The organism is Gottfriedia acidiceleris (genome assembly GCF_023115465.1).
In the GTDB taxonomy this organism is placed as follows: Bacteria; Bacillota; Bacilli; order Bacillales; family Bacillaceae_G; genus Gottfriedia; species Gottfriedia acidiceleris_B.
In genome coordinates this window covers 4,154,811-4,175,037 of the sequence record NZ_CP096034.1, presented here as the reverse complement: position 1 = coordinate 4,175,037, position 20,227 = coordinate 4,154,811, and the positions used below count along the sequence as shown (strand labels likewise).

At 35.3% G+C, this 20,227-nt stretch carries 13 protein-coding genes; 10 read left to right on the top strand and 3 right to left on the bottom strand.

Annotation, left to right across the window (positions count from 1 at the left end; translation table 11 throughout):
- Positions 1-26: 26 nt before the first annotated feature.
- From MY490_RS19810 to MY490_RS19800, 3 genes are read right to left on the bottom strand one after another with little or no spacing between them, the layout of a single operon-like run.
- Complete coding sequence (locus tag MY490_RS19810) at positions 27-956, bottom strand: TIGR03943 family putative permease subunit (RefSeq protein ID WP_248267188.1); 930 nt, start codon at positions 954-956, stop codon at positions 27-29.
- A 15-nt stretch (positions 957-971) separates the two neighbouring features.
- Entirely contained in the window at positions 972-2,003 is a 1,032-nt protein-coding gene (locus MY490_RS19805; protein ID WP_248267187.1) for a permease, read from the bottom strand.
- Positions 2,004-2,021: 18 nt separating this feature from the next.
- Positions 2,022-3,242, bottom strand: a complete 1,221-nt coding sequence (locus tag MY490_RS19800) for a HupE/UreJ family protein (protein WP_248267186.1) — start codon at positions 3,240-3,242, stop codon at positions 2,022-2,024.
- Between the two features lie 330 nt (positions 3,243-3,572).
- Between MY490_RS19800 and MY490_RS19795 the strand changes: the two genes are divergently transcribed.
- The 10 genes from MY490_RS19795 (at position 3,573) to MY490_RS19750 (ending at position 20,126) form a co-directional block, all read left to right on the top strand.
- Positions 3,573-10,913 carry an Ig-like domain-containing protein gene (locus tag MY490_RS19795; protein WP_248267185.1) on the top strand — a complete coding sequence of 2,447 codons (7,341 nt, stop codon included), beginning with the start codon at positions 3,573-3,575 and terminating at the stop codon, positions 10,911-10,913.
- Positions 10,914-11,294: 381 nt separating this feature from the next.
- Positions 11,295-11,888, top strand: coding sequence for a TerD family protein (locus MY490_RS19790; RefSeq protein ID WP_098428579.1), 594 nt, complete (start codon positions 11,295-11,297; stop codon positions 11,886-11,888).
- Between the two features lie 34 nt (positions 11,889-11,922).
- Complete coding sequence (locus tag MY490_RS19785; protein ID WP_248267184.1) at positions 11,923-12,501, top strand: TerD family protein; 579 nt, start codon at positions 11,923-11,925, stop codon at positions 12,499-12,501.
- A gap of 207 nt (positions 12,502-12,708) precedes the next feature.
- Complete coding sequence (locus MY490_RS19780) at positions 12,709-12,915, top strand: helix-turn-helix domain-containing protein (RefSeq protein ID WP_025671239.1); 207 nt, start codon at positions 12,709-12,711, stop codon at positions 12,913-12,915.
- Positions 12,916-12,938: 23 nt separating this feature from the next.
- Positions 12,939-14,558, top strand: coding sequence for a YceG family protein (locus tag MY490_RS19775; RefSeq protein ID WP_248267183.1), 1,620 nt, complete (start codon positions 12,939-12,941; stop codon positions 14,556-14,558).
- A 14-nt stretch (positions 14,559-14,572) separates the two neighbouring features.
- A complete protein-coding gene (locus MY490_RS19770; protein ID WP_248267182.1) occupies positions 14,573-15,658 on the top strand; it encodes a toxic anion resistance protein in 1,086 nt (361 codons plus the stop codon).
- Positions 15,659-16,035: 377 nt separating this feature from the next.
- Positions 16,036-17,031, top strand: a complete 996-nt coding sequence (locus MY490_RS19765) for an iron-siderophore ABC transporter substrate-binding protein (RefSeq protein ID WP_248267181.1) — start codon at positions 16,036-16,038, stop codon at positions 17,029-17,031.
- Between the two features lie 13 nt (positions 17,032-17,044).
- A complete protein-coding gene (locus MY490_RS19760) occupies positions 17,045-18,106 on the top strand; it encodes a FecCD family ABC transporter permease (RefSeq protein WP_248269436.1) in 1,062 nt (353 codons plus the stop codon).
- A 50-nt stretch (positions 18,107-18,156) separates the two neighbouring features.
- Positions 18,157-19,203 (top strand): FecCD family ABC transporter permease, encoded by a 1,047-nt coding sequence (locus MY490_RS19755; RefSeq protein WP_248267180.1) that lies wholly within the window; start codon positions 18,157-18,159, stop codon positions 19,201-19,203.
- Between the two features lie 92 nt (positions 19,204-19,295).
- Positions 19,296-20,126 (top strand): ABC transporter ATP-binding protein, encoded by an 831-nt coding sequence (locus MY490_RS19750; RefSeq protein WP_248267179.1) that lies wholly within the window; start codon positions 19,296-19,298, stop codon positions 20,124-20,126.
- The last annotated feature ends 101 nt before the right edge of the window (positions 20,127-20,227 follow it).

Genomic DNA, 20,227 nt, shown 5'->3' with positions numbered 1-20,227 from the left:
TAAACACCTCTAAATTCGTTTTAAAGCTACAGCTTTGATCCAAAGTTCCAATCTGGATACACGTATTGAACACTTGGAGCTTTAGCTGGCTCTGATTTTTGAACGTTTATTTTAATGACTGTTTGACCATTAAAGCTTGTTTTTCCGATTGTTCCTGTAATTGTTACCCAAGAATCATTTGTAAATTGCTGTGAATTGGTTGATTCTGCAATCATACCAAATGGTGAAATATCGGCGATACAATGAGTCATACCCATTCGTGCAATAATAAATTGATTACCTGATAACTTAGGGTCTCTATAGATAAACCCCTTTATTTTAATTTGTTTATTTTGGAAATTGTCGACAAACGTATTCATTGATTGTAGCTTTTCAATAAACCACTTGTCCTTCATCTCGATTGTGCTCTGTTTGTACAGTAGCATTCCAAGCTTAGCGTAATCTTGATCATACACATTTGTTTTGAACAATTTTTTTAAAGCAGGGTCCTCATGACCTTCCACTTCAACAGCCTGTCCATTCGAAGAAGCTTGAACGGCTAGTCCTTTAAAATTCATTTCTTTGTTATTAGCAAGAGAACTAGAACTCGCATGGTTTGGCAAAATATACCCGAGCAATAGAGGGAATAAAAATAAGCTGTAAATAAAAACATCTTTTACGACTGATTTTTTTAAAAGATGATGATCATGACTAAAAACTTGGTCGTGACTATGATCATGACCACAATCACAAATAATGATATGTCTTTTTAATGAAAGAACGGCTATATAGATTTGAACGATTGCTACACTTAAAAGAATAGCAGTTGCAATTTTCACATAAATGACAAGCTCTGGCACGATAAATTGCAGGATTTCGTCTGTAAGTGTCAATTGAAAAATATAAACAGCAAGTCCTAAGAGAATAGCAGCTTTTATAAAATGATGAATCGAATTGGAGTTGATTTTATTTTTCAAAGTAGATCACTGCCTTTATAAATTAATAGACTGTAAAACAAGCGTTCCAATGAAAACAAAAATGAAAACTAGTGTACTAAGTAATAAAACAAATCGAGATCGGAAAACAGCAAGCATCATCAAGATCCCTTTAATATTGATCATTGGTCCGAAAACCATGAAACCAATTAAAGAGCTTTTTGTAAAAATCGTTTGAAGTGATTGAGCGACAAAGGCGTCTGATGTTGAACAAAGAGATAAAATAAAGCCTAATCCCATCATAAGGAAGTTTGCCGATGGACCACTTTTTCCTAATTCTATTAAATTATTTTGAGAAATGATAATTTGAAGTAGAGCAACAATGATTGAACCGAAAACTAAGTATTTCCCCATATCAAAAAATTCATTTACTGCATGGCCTATGATCTCAATGAACTTATTACGAGAAGCAGAATTGTGTTTATGATCGTGATGATGATGATCTTCATTTGTTTGAACGGCTTGTTCTCGTAATTGATTTGACTTAACAAATTGAAAAACAATCAGTCCCACAATTAGTGCAACTACAAAAGCAAGTCCCATCCGATAATATGCAACAGTTGGTTGATTACGAAAAGCTGTTATTGTTGATAAAAAGACAATTGGATTTAAAATTGGTCCAACTAAAATAAAAGTGACAGCGACATATAATGGCATTCCTTTTTTTATCAGTTTACGAATAGCAGGTACCATTCCACATTCACAAATTGGAAAGATGATGCCTAAAACACTTGCTGCGATTATACCCAATAATGGATTTTTTGGTATAAACCGCCTGACCATTTGATCTGTAACGAAAACCTGAAGGATCGCTGAAACGAATACGCCGATTAAAATAAAAGGCAAAGCTTCGATAATAATACTAATAAAGATCATCTTAAAGACTTGTAGTTTAGCAATCGAAAAAGCTGAACTTAGTCCAGTTGTAGATGAAATATATAATAAAAATACTAATAGTAAGCAAATAATGATTAGAAAATGTCGATTTGGATTGACTGGCGATCTTTTCTCGGTAGCAATACTTCGCAAAGGTTTCACTCTTTCTGTTTAAGATATGATACGTTCAAATAACCAAATTCCGCCTAATATAAAGGCAATTGTAGAGGTAGAAATAATTGCATTCCTCGAATACTTCGAGCGATGTAATTGTGTTAATAGTGGTAGTAATAAAAGTACAATCGATAGCTGAACGATTTCAATTCCAAGGTTAAAGCTAACTAAATCGGCTGCTAATTCACTTTTTGAAAGATGCATTGTTGTTAATAAATCTGCAAAACCCATTCCATGAATTAATCCAAAAATAAAAGTCAATACCCAACGATGACCTATGTTTTTACGGAAGATATTTTCAATCGCTACATAACATATACTAATCGCTATTGCAGGTTCGACGATATAAGAAGGAATTGAAATGAATCCTAAAACAGTTAGTGTCAAAGTCAAACTATGTGCGACTGTAAAAGCAGTAATTACTTTAGCAAACTGCTTAAAGCTTTGTCTTGCAATCAGTAGTGAAAGTAAAAATAGCAAATGATCATAACCGGTAAGTATATGGTTCATACCAAGCTTTAAAAACGTAACCCATCCTTTAGATGATGTATTTGTAGTAGAGTCTGAGTGGGATTCTTTTTTTATTACGACCTTTTGCTGTTGTTTTGCAGGTTGGATTGTGTCCTGATTATTGCTTAATCCCTCATATGCACTGTCACTAAGAATCATAGACCATATACGGCCTTGATCTGAAAGAGCGGCAGTACTACTTTCATGTCCGTAGTTCACTTTCAACAAATCAACATAGGTAGTACTTGTACTTGTATCTTTTTCATACAAATGATCAGCAAGACTAATAGATTGAGAAGGTTGGATTGCAGGGTAATCAACCTCAATGATGAGCTGGGTAGCATCACCTTTGCGGTTAAGCTCCAACTTACTTACCTTTGTCCAATTTTGTTTTTCTCCATTTACTTTCAGAATAAGATTATTCTGGATTGTGAATTCTATTTTCTTCTTTATTGCCTCAAATTCACCTGGATCTAACATTCCATTCTTATTAACATCCCCGCCTGTTAATTCCATAACAGAAACTTCATCTAAAGCAAAGTTCATTGTAGTTTTTGATTTTAAGAGATTTAGTGTAGTGTAACTAGCACTTAATGAATGAGCTTCTGCAGTTCGAAAAGATGTACTAAAAAAAATGAGAAAGCAGAAAACTAGGGGAAAAGCACGATTGAATCTATTTTTTGGTAAGTAAAAAATACTATTATTCATTTGTTTCCTCCGGGAAATAAAAAGTAAGAAAGACATAGTTATCGTACAAATTAGATGTTACAGAATTGTTTTTGAATTGTAAAGAGTTCGTAAATTTAGACTAGTATTGTAGAATTTTCTGTGATATACATTATATAGTTAACTGGCGTTAACTAAATTCAAGTGAGGAGAGGAGCTAATTTTGTAATTATTTCCCGATAGTAAAATAGTCCTGTGTTTTCGGAAAAAGGTTTTGGTTATTTAGAAATAACCCAATGGTAAAATAGTCTTGTGTTTTTGAAAGAAGGTTTTGGTTAATTAGAAATAATAAATTAAAGTGGGGAAATTTTCATGCACAAAATAATGCATAAGTACAAAAGGTATTTTGGTCTTTTTGCAACGATACTATTGCTATTTTCAACAATTAGTCCACAAATGGCTAAAGCAGTCACGTCAACTACTTTAGCAAAATGGGATTTTAGTAATGGACAAGTAACAACACCATCTGTTGGAATACCAGAAAATATGAATAGAAATATAACAACTACTGGTTCTAAGGTTACTGGATATAATGCCGGCCCTTCTGGGAATACAGTTATTAACGCAAATACATGGTCAAATAATAGTTCTTATTGGGAAGTTTCATTATCAACAAAAAACTATGAAAATATAACTCTTTCTTCTAAACAATATAGTTCTTCAACGGGGCCAAAAGATTTCAAACTTCAATATAGTTTGGATGAAAATTCATGGGTTGATGTACCTGGTGGTTCTGTATCTACGGGAAGTGCTACATGGTCAAGTGGGGGACAATTAAATAATATAGCGTTGCCAAGTGAGGTAAATGACAAGAATTTAGTTTATTTAAGATGGATTGTCAATTCGCCACTAGCTGCAAAAAATGACGGTACTAATTTTAATACGACAACTGGTACAAGTCGTATTGCTGATATTGTTATAAATGGTGAGGCAAATGGATCTCCAACTTTAGAAAAAACCGCTACACCAGACGCAACAAAAATCAATTATTCTACAAATTCAACAGTAACTGGAAATGCTGGAGCAGTCGCTAGTAATTCCATTGTAAAGGTTTACAATGATAATAATAAACTAGCTGGTACGACTACGGCTTCGGCGGATGGTGCATTTACCGCTACAGTTACCAATTCACAATCGGTTGTATATGTTACTGCACAAGAAAATGGAAAAGCTGAAAGTGATAAGGTTTCAGTAAATTTCTCAGGTTCTGTCGTTCAGAAAACAGCCGCTCCAATAGCTACAAAAATTACTTTTAATTCGTATACAAATGTATCAGGTACTGCAGGAGCAGTTGCTGGTAATGCAATCGTAAATCTATATTTCGATGACAATACAATCGTAGCAACTACAACAGCAGCAGCAGATGGTTCATTTAACGTAACGTTTGCAAATCCTGGTTCGAAATCAGTGATTAATCTAGTTGCTCAAGAAGCAGAAAAGACTCCTAGTGATCGAACTGCTGTAAACTATACTGGTCCAACTGATAACCCAAAAGTAATTTCACCAGGTGACGTAGTATTTAGCCAAATCTATGTAAATGGTGGTAATGGGGGAGCATTCTACAAAACAAAGTTTTTTGAACTTTACAATAATACAGATAAAGATATTAATTTAACAGGCTGGTCTATTGCTTATACTTCAGCATCAACAATGAACTTTGGAGCAGGGCAAGCTTTATCAGGCATAATTAAAGCGCATAGTTACTTCTTAGTAGCAGGTAGTACAGGTACGACAGGACAAGCACTTCCTGTGATTCCGGATTGTACGACTACTTTAAACCCAAGTGGTTCAACTGGTGGCGCATTAGTACTTGCGAAGAAAACGACAGCTGTTACAGGAGTAGATGACCCAGACGCAATTGATTTACTAGCGTATACAAATGGTACAGCTGTTTATAAAAACCCTTTATATTGGGGAAGTCCAATTTCAGACTCTACAATTGGTGGGGGGACAATTCAACGTAAAACAAATATCGGCACAGACCCACGTTCAGCATATGGACTTGGAAATGGCTGGTTTACAAAAAATCCTTCAAAAGATTTCGTCCTGAATAAACCATCAAGTGCGAATTATTCTGAAGAAATGATCGTACATAACTCAAAATTTATGCTTTCTCCAGATGGTTCAAAAATAACTTATACAAAATCTAATGGTACATCTACCGTTACAGGGCAAGCTGGATCAGTACCTGCTACATCTACTGTAAAAGCCTATTTTGAGAGTGAAGGTAAATTAACTAACGGGCAACAAGTAACTGCAGACGCTGACGGTTCTTTTACATTAAGTTTTACAGATTCTAGTGATCAGACATCTATCTACTTAACGGAAACTGATTTCACTCAACCTACTCCAAAGGAAAGTTACTACGCGAGAGTAGATGTTGCTGGTAAGGATAAATCAGTTACATCAATCAGTGAATTAAGAAAAAATGATGAAATAGGATTTCCAATCAACACTGGTTACTCTACTACAATTGAAGGTGTAGCAACTACGGATAATCAGCCAATTGGCGATGTAAGTACAAATTTCTTTATTCAAGATCAGGCAGGTGCAATCAATGTTATCAATCATATGAATCCTGCTACTACGATTCAAGCAGGAAATAAATATAGCATTGATGGACGAGTAGTATTTACAGCGGGGATGACTCAGTTTATTCCAACGGCGATTCGCTTCGTTGGAAATGATCATTTACAGGCGGCTTCAAATATTACGATCGGTGAGCTAAATGAGGCAACTGAAGGTAAATTAGTTTCATTTACAGGAAAAGTAACAAATGTTCCTACAGAAGGTCCAAATTATGATATTACAGTAAGTGATGAATCTGGTGAAAAGTTAGCAATCGTCCGTATTCAAGGATCTTTAGGTAATATTGAACAAGGTCAGACATATACCTTTACAGGTATTGTTAACCAATATAAAAAAGCTGCACCTTTTACGAGTGGATATCTACTATTACCAAGAAATGCAAGTGATGTAAAAGGTCAATTAGTTTTAAATCATACTCCAATTACAAAAGCTTATACGGGAATGGATACTGCTTTTAATGCCGTTGCAAAGAATGCAGATTCAGTTACGCTTTATTATAAAGGAGAAAGTGACACTACTTATCGTTCAGTAATTATGGACACTGCAGACCATATTAATTACAATGGGAAAATTTTAGAAGCAGATGTTCCAAAATTAAAATTCTACTATTATATTGAAGCGGAAAATGCAGAAGGTAAACAAGCTGTAGGTAGTTCTTCAAAGCCTTTAGAAGTGAATGTAGTAGACGATCAAGACGGTCCTAAATTTTTTAATGAGTTACCTGCAAATGGGGATAAAACTGATTCAAGACATCCAGAAATCGTTGTAAAAATGGATGATCCAAGTGGAATCAATCTTTCATCAACAGCTATTTCAATTGATGGTCAAGATAAAACTTCGATCGCAACAATTAATGACACGGAAATTAAAGTAAATCTTACAACCGCAAATGAATTAACTGAAGGTGACCATATCATAACGGTATCTGCAAAGGATAAATTAAATAATCCTTCTACCTTTACATGGAAATTCACAGTTACAGAAAGATTTACTGGTGGAAATCATTATCGTGGAACGACACATAACCATACGAATATTTCACATGATGCTGCGGGTAGTCCTGAAGAAGCATTAAAAGCTGCTGAAAAGTATCATTATGATTTCTTTGCATTCTCGGATCACTCTCACGATATCGATGCAGATCTTGTAAATAAAGATACTGTTGATCATAAAGGTTTTAAAGAGAGAACAGGTGGGACTGATTGGCAGTTAACAAAAGATTTAGCAAAACAATATACGAAAGATGGTCAATTCGTAGTTTTCCCTGCGTTTGAAATGACATCAACTACATGGGGTCACTCAAATGTATTCGGAACTGAAAATTTCATTGATCGCGTTGTAGATGGTGGTGCTTACCAAAATTTACAAAAGTATTATGGTTGGGTATTAACATATGACAATATCGTAGCGCAATTCAACCATCCAAAAATGTCTGCAAATGCATTCGATAACTTTATCCCTTATAACAAAAATTTAGACAAGCTATTTACAATGCTTGAGGTAGGGAATGGATCAGGAAAGTATTCTTATGCAAACGCAGAAGATAAATATTATAGTGCTCTTGATATTGGCTGGCATGTTGCTCCAACATATGGTGAAGATAATCATGATGCAACATGGGGTCAAACGAAGAAGCGTACTGTAATCGTAGCAAAAGATTTAAGTCAAGATGCTCTACTTGATGCAATGAAAAATAGACGTGTTTATATGTCAGAGGATCCTAACTTTTCATTAGATGTATCTGCAAGTGGCTTTTATATGGGATCCACAGTGGATACCGATACATTAGATTTTAATATTTCTGGTAAGGATCCTGTTTTAGAGCAAGCTAGTGATCCAGATTATAGCTATATAAAAACTGCTTCTAACGATGCAATCGCAAAGGTAGAATTAATTACAAATCACGGAACAGTGGTTGACAAGTATGTTCCAACAGATGATTCAACTTCATTTAATTGGAAGCCTAGCTTTACCGTTGTAGGCGGGCAACAATGGTTTGTTGTAAAAGTAACACAAAAAGACGGAGATCAAATTTACTCAGCACCAATTTGGTCACAACAGAAAGACTTAGCGGTAAAAGTAAGTGATGTTACGACGAAGGATGGAGCGATAATTGGTGGACTTTCAGCTAATTTAACAGCGGGAATAAGTAACCAAGGAAGTTTAGATGTTAAACAAGTGACTGCTCATTTCTATTATGACAGTATTGATGCAAACCATTTTATTGCGGATGCTTCCATCGATTCGCTTCCATCTAATTCATCAGCAAGTGCTAGCGTTACATGGACGGATCCAGTTCCAGGTACACATAATATCATTGTTGTTTTATCAGCAGCTGATGGACATGATCTCGGTAATAATAAATACGAGCAATCATTTACAATTAAAGCTCCATTAAACAAAGTGGTTATGATTGATGGGTCTCACAACAATGAGAATTCAAAACAAGACACTGGCACATATAAAGATAATTTTAAATTATTTACAACCTTAATGAAGCAACAAGGTTACACTGTTGCAGAAAATTCTTCACCACTTACAGAACAAGTATTAAAGAATGTTAGTGTATTAGTCGTTACACACCCGGCTACAGCATATTCTGCTAGTGAAATTTCTGAGATTAATAATTTCGTGAAAAATGGCGGTTCTTTATTACTGACAGAAAAGAGTAATTTTGGTGCTTCAAATCAAAACATAAATAGTATTTTATCAGGTGTAGGTTCAAGTATTTTAGTGAACAATGATGGGATTTTTGATGAAACACATGATGGTAACTTCTGGGGAACACCACTGACTGCTAATTATGCGGTTAGATTACACCCAACGCCGAATCAAAAAACAACGTTAATGGATTTCATTCAACCGATTGAGTTTTATAGTGGATCTAGTCTTGCTAAAAATGATGGTTCAGGGAATAAAGTTCCTTTAACAGACAGTGATACTGTAAAAGTTTTAGTTCAAGGAAATGAGTCTACATTCCAAGATACAACTAGTATTAAATCGGATACTGTAAAATACAATGTTCAAACTTCGAATGGAAAAAATGGTCCAGCATTAGAGCAAGTCACTGGTGGCTCTAGCATTCCGGTCATTGCTTCTGAACAAGTTGGAAATGGTAGAGTATTCGTTTCAGGTATGAATATCTTTAATGATAAACAAATGGATCAAACATATAATCCAAAAGGGAATGACCCGTTTGCAGTAAACGTTGTAAACTGGTTGTCTCATCTTGATCCTAAAGTAAAGTCGATTGGTGATGCCCGTAAGCTTGCAGAAGGAACGAACGCTGTTGTTGAGGGTACTGTAACAGCTACTTCATTCTTTGATGCTGCTTACATTCAAGATGATACTGGTGGAATAATGGCCTTTAATGATGTACCAGCAGGAAGTTTACAAGTTGGCGATAAGGTACGCATATATGGTCATATAAAAATATTTGAAAATAACTTCGAATTAGAGTTTGGTAGTTTTACAGAGAGTGTTGTAAAACTAGGTAAAGGAACGCCAATCGAAGCGAAGGCTGTTAGTACAAAGGATTCAAATAATGAAGAGAATCAAGGTCAATTAATTAAAGTAACTGGTAAAGTTGTTTCTAAGTATGACGATAACTCTTATATAATTGATGATGGTTCAGGATCAACATTAGTATTTACAGATGGATATGTTATGAACCAAAGCGGACCTGTACCAAATCTAAATATTGGGGATACATTAGAAGCAACAGGTCTAGCAGGTAAATTCTCAGAAGGAAATCGTATACGAGTAAGAGATACGAAAGAATTAATTGGAACTCATACTGCTGTTCCAAAAGCTCCTGTAGTGAATGCTATTTCTGACCAAGATGAGAAGATTACCGGTACAACTGAAGCGGGAACGAAAGTAATTGCAAAAGTAAATGGTAATGAAATTGCTAATGCAATAGGGGATCAAACTGGAAACTTTGAAATGAAAATTACAAAACAAGCAGCTGGTACTAAAATTATAGTAACAGCAGTTAACTCAGCAAATAATGAAAGTGACGGAGTAGAAGTGATTGTAAGTGATCAGACTGCGCCAAACGCACCTGTTGTAAATGAAGTACAAGATAATAGTACGTATGTAACAGGAAAAGCAGAGCCGGGATCAACAATCACAGTTTCAAAGGGCATCGTAATTCTAGGTCATGCAGTGACAAATCAAGATGGTAACTTCAGTGTTTTATTAGATACAAACCAAAGTGCAGGAACAAAATTATCAGTTTTTTCAACAGACAATGCAGGTAATAATAGTTCAATAACTGAAGTAATTGTAGTAGATAAAACAGCTCCGAATGCTCCTGTCGTAAATGAAGTACAAGACAATAGTACTTATGTAACAGGAAAAGCAGAGCCGGGAACAACAATTACAGTTACAAAAGGGATTGTCATTCTAGCTCAAGCAGTGACAAATCAAGATGGTGACTTCACTGTTTTATTATCTTCAAAACAAAGTGCAGGAACAAAATTATCAGTTTTTTCAACAGACAATGCAGGTAATAATAGTTCAATAACTGAAGTAATTGTAGTAGATAAAACAGCTCCTATGAAACCAGTTGTTAATGTAGTAGGTGATTCTGACACACATTTCACTGGGACGGCCGAAGCAGGATCGACAATTTTCGCTTCTGTAGGAAATAAAACGATTGGTTCAGCAAAAACAAATAGCAATGGAAGTTTTGACGTATTAATTACAAAACAATTAGCTGGAACAGTATTAACAATTGTTTCTACTGATTCAGGAGGAAATAGTAGTGAAAAAGTTGAAGTAACAGTAATAGACAAAACACCTCCAACAGCACCAATAGTTAATACGGTAACGAATAAAGCTGATGTTATAACAGGAACAGCTGAACCAGGATCCGAGGTGGTTGTTAAGAGTGGTTCTACTAAATTAGGGGAAGTAACTGCTAGTAGTAGTGGTAAATTTACTATTACAATTAATTCTCACTTAAAGGCTGAAACAATATTAACAATCACATCCACGGATAAGAGTGGAAATGTGAGTCCTATGACTACTATAACTGTTGTCAAATTCAATAAAGTTTAAAAATGGGATTTTATATCTACACTTTTAAAAGGAAAGTTGAATTTTGGTAAAAAAAGATAATACTCATCGGTAAAATGTACTGGAATAGATTGGGGCTGTCTCATAAGTCAGGATAACTGACATAAGGGCGGCCCCCTTTTAATTGCAAAAGTAGGTAAGATCTTTGGAGGTATTCTCATTTGATCTTGCATCCCATTAAGCTAAATAAACAATCTACGAGGCTACTCAAGAAAAGCTCACCAAATGATTTTTGTGACAAGAAATGTAACCATATTCCACAATTCACCAAGTTGTTGATAGTATTTTCAAAGTTTATATGATAATATGAAACTATAAATCACGCAAGCGTGATTAATACATGAAAAGGAGTGTTAATAGCATATGGCAATTTCTTTACAAAAAGGTCAAAAAGTCGACCTTACAAAAGGAAGAGCGGGACTTTCCTCTTTAATTGTAGGTTTAGGTTGGGATCCAGTGAAAAAAAGTGGTGGTTTCTTCGGATTTGGTAAACAAGAAAACATTGACTGTGACGCTTCTGTTTTAATGTTAGATGAAAATGACAAGCTAAGAAGTGCAAGTGATGTAATCTATTTTGGAAACAAAAAAAGCTTATGCGGCAGCGTAATACATTCTGGTGATAATTTAACAGGTGATGGCAACGGTGACGATGAGCAAGTATTTGTTAATTTAAATAAGGTTCCATCTTATGTACATAAACTTGTATTTGTTGTAAATATCTATGCTTGTGTTCAACGTAAGCAAGATTTCGGTATGATTAAAAACGCATTTATTCGAGTAGTAGACAAATCAGCAAACGCTGAGTTAGTAAACTACAATATCACTGATAATTATTCAGGATTAACTGCGTTATACCCTGGTGAGATTTATCGCCATAATGGTGAGTGGAAGTTCTCTGCAGTTGGAGAGGGAACAAAAGATATAGCATTAGATAAAATTGTTCAACGTTTTCAATAAATAAAAAACATAATTGAAAAGGAGTGCATTTAAAATGACAGTAAATTTATTAAAAGGACAAAAGGTAGATTTAACAAAAACAAATCCTGGTTTAACGAATATTGTTGTTGGATTAGGCTGGGACACTAATAAGTACAGTGGTGGTAATGACTTTGACTTAGACTCATCAGTATTTTTATTAAATGGAGCTAGTAAATGTGCTACTGAAAAAGATTTCGTATTTTACAACAATACAGTAGGTGGAAATGGATCAGTTGAACACCACGGAGATAACAGAACTGGCGCTGGTGATGGTGACGATGAGCAAGTTACAGTTAATCTAACAAACGTTCCTGCTACTGTAGAAAGAATCGCATTTGCTATTACGATTCATGATGCTGAAGCACGTAACCAAAATTTTGGACAAGTAAGCAACTCTTATGTTCGTATTTTAAATGAAACGAATGGTGAAGAATTAATTCGTTATGATCTAGGTGAAGATTTCTCAATTGAAACTTCAGTAGTAGTTGGTGAATTATATCGTCATAACGGCGAATGGAAATTTAATGCAATCGGTAGCGGCTACCAAGGCGGTTTAATTTCACTTGTTAGAGATTACGGCTTAGACGCTTAAGTTTACCTAACAAATAAAGTAGGTTAATAGTTAAAAGGGGAAAGTGTGTGTATTTCCCCTTTTTATATGGACATAATCAAAAAACTTCTTTCTTATCGTTTAGTACATCTTTAGAAAATGATTTCTAAAGATGTACTAGATTGTAATGTAAGTTTAAAATGTTTTCCATATGTAATGTTGCATTATTTGGAAGTTCGGGGTGGGATTTTGAATAAACAAAGTAATACGATAAATTTAAATGATCCAAGTTTACTTAGTTCGCGTCAAGCGTGTCAAGAATGGGGGATCAATGACTCAACATTACGGAAACGAATAAATGATTTTCCAGATGGTACGATACGTAAATTTGGTTCGTCTTGGGTAGTAACTCGTGAAGGTATGTTAGCAGTTTTCGGACAACCAAAAATGAAATAATGACATCGGAAAGGAGTATCTTTATGTCTGCGATCAACCCAAAAGCCATGGATATTAATCAACAAGAATGGTTGAGTATCTTGAAACAACCTTCTAAATTGAGAAAATCTTATCAAGTAGTAGGAGAAACCATACAGTTTAATCAAATTGCATGGAGAATTTTAGGCACAAACATTGATGAAGATGAGTATTTTGAAAATTTATATGAACTAGTACATGATGAGTCTTTAAATGTCATTTTGTTAAGCGAAGATTTAAACAAGACAATTTCAAATGATATGTTACAAGCGGTTCAAAGAATAGTAACAATAAACACTGCTGAAAATGGATTGTCAGTGAACAGACTAATTGCATTCCTTGAAGGTGAGCGATTAATTCCGAAGCACGAAAATCAGAACATACATAGACATATTCGAGAGCAAATTAAATCCGTATTATCTATCTTTAAAGATTCACATAAAAATGGATTCCTTGATAGCAATTTTAGAAGGATCATTGTTGATCTAGTGAAATGGTTACATAACCATGTGAATAGATGGATTGATTGTTTTCCTAATAGTTCTCCACTTATCTTATGGTATGGTGACACAACGCTAAGTGAATGTTATTTCCTTTACTTGCTAATCCTTTTAGGTTTTGATGTTGCTATATTTCATCCTGAAGGAAAAGATTCATTATCTCATTTATTAGGTACCAAAAGCGACGGAATTAAAATACTACCTTCAACGACATCTTTAGTGCCTTTTCCACTAGAAAAGCCAGTTAGGAAGAGTACAGTTGCCCATAGAGCAACAAAGGAAATTGAGAAATTATTGCATACAGAGGATTCACTATTATTTAAACCATGGCAATTTAGGAATTATGCTCCAAGATCAATTACGTTAAAAACAACCTTTGATGAACTATTCATTTTACATAAAGAAAGAGCAATGTTACGTCCTAATTTTCAAGTAAAAGAAAATAGTGTTGAAATACCGGTTTTCTTTATGAAGATTTTAGGTGTGACGAAAAACCACCGTGAATATTGGGAAAAGATTGGCCAACTAACTGAAAGCAATTTAACACTTAAAATAGATAAATTTCCATTTACCCAATTAGTTAAAGGAAACCAACAATATCATTATCAAAATGCTTTAGGGCGTGATGGGCTGCTTGACCCCGATAAGATGTTGGCTAGTAACTGGTGGAGATATAAAGAACTTCCAAGCGGATTACAGTTTGGTCTAGCTTCTGCTATATCTAGATATGTTGACCGAGCAAATATTAAGTCGCTATCAAATGAAACAAAGGCTCAGACTCAACTATTTTTATTTAGCCAATCTATGAATATACCAAATGAAATATTAAGATTACTACAACAGTTTGATTATACACAACAAGTTCCAAAATTGATTATTTACAATACAGAAAGAGATGGTGAACTAAATAGAAACGACGCAGCACTACTGCTATTATTAAATGAGTTTGGAGTGGATCTAGTTTTACTTAATCCGACGGGTCAGAATGATATCGAATTATTCATAGATGACAAATTATTCGATTCCCATTGGCTAGATGAAGTTACTTTTGATACTGAATTTCAAGTGTTGCGAGCATCAGGACAGTCACTAATTAAAAATCTATTTAGAAAAATAGTTAAATAAAAGGGGAACTTAAAATGTCTATAAATACACTTACTAGTTTAGAAAAGCAAGATGAAATTTTACAAGCGAATGCAAATGATATGAAATTGCAATTAAGAAATGAACCGGAAGTACACCGTCTAGCAAGTTCAATTGACCATAAAAACCAAATCGCTTTATTGGAGTACGGTAAGGAACCAGCAACTGAAATTTCAACCTTCTCAGGTAAAATATTAAATACAATTAAGGCTTCAAGTATGGAAGAATCTAGCGTTCTATTAAAACAATTAGGGAAAATTATGGACCGCTTTGATGCGAAAGATTTTGCAGAAGAAAAAGGGTTTCTTTCAAAAATTTTTAATCGTGGTCAAAAGTTAATTGATAAATTATTTGATAAATATCAATCAATGGGTACTGAAATTGATAAAGTCTATATAGAAATTACAAAGTATGAACACGAAATGAAAACATCCACAAATACATTAGAACAACTTTATGAGCAAAACGTCGCATATTATATGGAGTTAGAAAAATATATTGTAGCTGCAGAAATGAAAGCAGATGAGTTAAAAACACAGCTTCCTGCTTTAACTGAACGAGCTGGATCAGGAAATCAGCTTGCTATGATGGAGTTAGATTCTTTAAAAAATGCGATCGAGTTACTTGAACAACGTACTTACGATTTAGAAATGGCAAAACAAGTTGCTTATCAATCAGCTCCGCAAATTCGTTTATTACAACGTGGTAATACTAAACTGATTGGTAAAATTAACTCAGCATTTGTAACTACAATTCCAATTTTTAAAACTGCGTTAATTAATGCAATAGCAGCTAAGAGACAAAATTTAGTAGCTCAATCAATGAATGAATTAGACAAGAGAACAAACGAATTATTATTACGTAATGCCAATACAATTTCACAGCAAAGTGTGGATATTGCTAGATTATCAGGATCTCCTAGCATTAAGATTGAGACGATGGAAGAAACTTGGAATATCATTATGAAGGGTATGCAAGAAACGAAAGCAATTGAAGAAGAAAATAAAATTCAACGTGAACAAGGTAGGTTGCGTTTAGAGCAGCTACAAGAAAACTTCATTAAACTTAAGCAAGGAAAGTAACGATATTAAGGGTTCGATAGTTTTTAAAAGTCAGTGGCCGACAAGCTACTGACTTTTGTTTTTACATAATACTGAATTATGTAATTCTCTTCTATAGATTATCAGGAGCCTTTTTAGCAAATTTTAATTCTTTTATTTTTAAAAATGTTATTATGATATAATGATATAAAATAAAAAGTTAATGCTAAAGTACATAACGTTGTAAAAAAATAGAAGATAAGAATAGTGTCACTTAATTAAATGATTAAAGTTGATAAGTAAATAATTCTGAAAGTTCTGTAACAATGTCGGAAAAAGATTGACAATAAAAGTTGCTTTAGTATAATTAATGGTTGAAAATGATTATCAACTTCAATGTTAATTAAGGAGAGAACGAAATGATTAACAATATCAAAATGCCCAAATTGTTTGGGATTGTCATGTCTTTATTTTTATTGATTGGTCTAGTTGGCTGTTCGTCAGATTCAAGTAAAAAGTCTGATAAGAAGTCTTCAAATGAATCTGCTGTCACAGTTGATACTAAATTCGGCAAAGTGGAGATTAAAGGGCATCCGAAACGTGTTGTTGCTCTAGGTTGGGGAGATGCAGAGACGGCACTAAGTCTTGGAGTTGAACCAATTGGTGCAAGTGACTGGCTTGCTTTTGGTGGTGACGGTGTGGGACCTTGGTTAAAAGGTGCATATAAAAAATCACCAACTATTCTTGGAACAATGGAACTTGATTATGAGAAAATTGCTTCTCTTAAACCAGATTTAATTCTTGATGTAAAATCTTCAGGTGATGAAGAACGATACAAACGCCTTTCAGAGATCGCTCCAACGGTTGGGGTTCCTAAGGGTGGAGATAATTATTTAACGACAACTACAGACCAGGTTCGAATGATTGCACAAGCCCTAGGTAAAGTAGAGAAAGGTGAACAACTACTTAAGGATGTAGATGTGGCATTTGATAAAGCGGCTAAGGCAAATCCTGAATTTGCAGGTAAAACGGTTGCAGTTGGTGCTTACGATTCTTCAGGTTTTGGTGCATACGTAAAAGGCGATTCTCGTGTTGATTTTGTAACGCGACTTGGATTCAAAAACAAGGAAGAGATTGAAAAATTAGCTAAAGGTAATTTCTTTATAAAAGTTGCTGACGAAAAGTTAGACTTATTAAATGCTGATCTTACGATTATTTTACCTATTTTTGTTGATCCAAAAGAGATAACAAATAATAAACTTTATCAGAAGATTCCTTCTGTAGCAGATGGTAGATCAATTATACTTGATACAAATTCAACAAACGCATTCTCTGCAGGAACGGTGCCTGCATTATTATGGGCAATTGATAATTTACCACAACAGTTTAAAAAAGCAGTAGAAGGTGGGGAGTAAAACAGTGACAGCGATGAAGCAACCAAAAAACAAAACGACTCAAGTAGTTGGGGAAAATAAAAAGACAATTACTTCAATGCGGTTGCAACGATTTTTGGGCTTCATCGTAGCACTTTTACTTTTGGTAGCCATAGTATTCTTAAGTTTAATGATCGGTGCTAAATCCATACCTTTTCGAGTAGTATGGGATGCGTTGTTTTCACCAAACAATAGCTATGACCACACAATCATTCATAATACTAGGATACCAAGAACACTTATTGCTCTAATCGTTGGTCCTGCATTTGGTCTAGCTGGAGCATTAATCCAGGTACTGACTAGAAATCCACTAGCAGACCCCGGTATTCTTGGCGTAAATGCTGGGGCAGCCTTCGCAGTTGCGATCGGAGTAGGTGTATTTTCTGTTACATCGATGTCTGCTTATATGTGGTTTGCACTTGCTGGTGCATTAATTGCGACAATAGCTGTGTATGTTATAAGTGGAGGAGCTGGTAAAAAGGCTCCTACACCTTTACAAATTACACTTGCTGGGGTAGCACTTGGTGCCACTTTAAGTGGGATTACGACATCATTAACATTAATTAATAGTAAGGCATTTGCACGAATGTTGAACTGGAGTGTAGGGACATTAGCTAGGAGAAGTCTCGATGATCTTTGGCTTGTTCTACCCATTTTAATCGTTGGTGCATTATTAGCTTTTGTCATCACTCCTGCCTTAAACGCAATTGCCTTCGGAGATGATCGTGCATCATCTTTAGGCGTAAATGTTGCTGTGACTCGTGCAATAGGTTTGATTGCAATTACACTATTAGCTGGCGGGGCGACTGCGATAGCTGGACCAATTGGTTTTATCGGTTTAATGGTGCCACATTGTGTACGTTGGTTCGTCGGTCCAGACCAATTTTGGATTTTTCTATACTCAATAGTAGCAGCACCGATCATACTCATCCTTTCAGATATTATTGGTAGAGTTGTATTGTTACCTTCAGAAGTTCCAGTAGGAATCATCACGGGACTAGTTGGTGCACCGATTTTACTGATTCTTGTTCGTAGACGTAAAGCGAGTGGATTATAAAATGAAAATGGTTTGTGGCAAAGGTTTGAATGTAAGAAGGAGTGAATATTATGCGTCCCATTAATTATGGCAGGCACTATCTACAACTGAAATGGCCTGTAAAGGCACGAATTGATGTGAGGAGCATGATTGTTACAGCAATCCTTCTTATAGCCACGATTGCCATTGCAATGTTTGCATTAATGGTAGGCACACTGAAGTTGAGTGTTCATGAAGTTTTTTCTGCTTTAATTGGCCAAGCGACAGGGATGACGAGAACTGTTGTAGTCGAATGGCGCTTACCACGAGTGGTGGCTGCGATTGTTTTTGGAGCAGGTTTAGCAATAAGTGGCATGATTTTTCAATCAATCACTCGCAATCCATTAGGGTCTCCTGATATCATTGGTTTTACCTCAGGCTCTTATACTGGCGCACTTATTGTGCTTCTTGTCTCTAAGTCGACTGCTAATATTACTATAGCTGGCGGGGCTTTGATTGGTGGATTTGCAACTGCTCTCCTTATTTATTTGCTTGCTTTTCGAAAAGGAACGCAGAACTTTCGCCTTATTATCGTCGGAATAGCCGTTTCGGCGATCTTAGGAAGTATCAATTCGATGCTTCTTATTAAAAGTGATGCAGAGGTTGCGTTAACTGCAGCAGCTTGGGGAGTTGGATCATTAAATGGGATTGATTGGAAACAAGTAGTTCCTCCAGCAATTGCTGTTATTATTCTCATTATTTGCGCTGGCATCATGAACAGACCATTGCGTGAAATGGAGTTCGGCATGGATGCTGCGAAATCTCATGGTGTTCGAATTGAACGATCCCAACTATTACTGATTCTTATTGCAGTTGCATTGACGGCTGCTCCAACTGCGGTTATTGGGCCAGTTAGTTTTGTGGCACTTGTTGCACCACAAATCGCTAAACGTATCACCAAATCAGAGGAGAGTATTTTACCAGCAGCAATGATGGGAGCGTTTCTTTTACTTGGAGCGGATGTTCTCGCGCAAAGAGTAATTCCAGGAACAATTTTTCCCGTAGGTGTAGTAACTTTATCATTGGGTGGAATATACTTAGTTTGGCTATTATTTCGTCAAGCCCGATCAGCAGCTTAAACGAAACAAAAAAGTACCGGTTTGGTAGGACCTTTCTCGCAAGGGGTTTCAAGTATTACGATATTCTGATTGAAAGAAGTTGAAAATGAATTATGAAGTTAACAGCGGCAGAAATTCAAAGTCAAAAGGACATAAAAACAGAGTCTAGGCTTTGGACAGAAAACATTACAATCAAATACGATAATCGGGTAATATCCAGAAACCTTTCAGTACAAATTCCAGAAGGATCATTTACAGTAATTGTTGGTCCAAATGGATGTGGGAAATCAACCTTACTTCGAACACTTTCAAATTTGTTAAAGCCATCTGAAGGGCAAATTTTATTAGATGGAAAAGCTATTACATCTTATAAGTCAAAAGAAGTAGCTCGTAAACTAGGTCTATTACCTCAATCTTCAACTGCTCCAGATGGAATAACGGTAGCGAATTTGATTGCACATGGCCGATATCCATATCAGAGTCTTATAAGACAATGGACTGATGAAGATGAAGCAGCAGTAATGTCTGCGATGGAGCTTACAAATACGAGCGATTTGTCACATCGATACGTAGACGAGCTATCTGGAGGACAAAGACAAAGAGTTTGGGTCGCGATGGTACTTGCCCAACAAACACCAATGCTCCTACTTGATGAACCAACGACATATCTTGATATTGCTCATCAAATTGATTTGTTAGAGTTATTTAAAGATCTAAATCAACAAGGGAGTACATTAGTTGCTGTTTTACATGATTTGAATCATGCTGCGAGATATGCAGATAATATTATCGCTATGAGGGATGGCCAAGTGATTGCACAAGGAGAGCCTCGGGAGATTATCACTGCAAAACTAGTTAAAGAAGTCTTCGGATTAAAGTGCATGATAATAGATGATCCAATTGCTAATACTCCACTAGTTGTTCCATTAGGTAAAGAGAGTTAACTTGTGATTTATTGTTAAGCTAATTTTTATAGCTAATTTATTCGTATTTAAAAATCATTTGACTGTCATTAGTTCAACTATTTTATATCATGCTTTGTATT

Bases quoted from the DNA above. Each gene is read 5' to 3' on its own strand.
- MY490_RS19800 (WP_248267186.1), bottom strand. From the start codon at position 3,242: ATGAATAATAGTATTTTTTACTTACCAAAAAATAGATTCAATCGTGCT.
- MY490_RS19775 (WP_248267183.1), top strand. From the start codon at position 12,939: ATGTCTGCGATCAACCCAAAAGCCATGGATATTAATCAACAAGAATGG.
- MY490_RS19750 (WP_248267179.1), top strand. From the start codon at position 19,296: ATGAAGTTAACAGCGGCAGAAATTCAAAGTCAAAAGGACATAAAAACA.
- MY490_RS19760 (WP_248269436.1), top strand. From the start codon at position 17,045: ATGAAGCAACCAAAAAACAAAACGACTCAAGTAGTTGGGGAAAATAAA.
- MY490_RS19795 (WP_248267185.1), top strand. From the start codon at position 3,573: ATGCACAAAATAATGCATAAGTACAAAAGGTATTTTGGTCTTTTTGCA.
- MY490_RS19790 (WP_098428579.1), top strand. From the start codon at position 11,295: ATGGCAATTTCTTTACAAAAAGGTCAAAAAGTCGACCTTACAAAAGGA.
- MY490_RS19755 (WP_248267180.1), top strand. From the start codon at position 18,157: ATGCGTCCCATTAATTATGGCAGGCACTATCTACAACTGAAATGGCCT.
- MY490_RS19785 (WP_248267184.1), top strand. From the start codon at position 11,923: ATGACAGTAAATTTATTAAAAGGACAAAAGGTAGATTTAACAAAAACA.
- MY490_RS19770 (WP_248267182.1), top strand. From the start codon at position 14,573: ATGTCTATAAATACACTTACTAGTTTAGAAAAGCAAGATGAAATTTTA.
- MY490_RS19765 (WP_248267181.1), top strand. From the start codon at position 16,036: ATGATTAACAATATCAAAATGCCCAAATTGTTTGGGATTGTCATGTCT.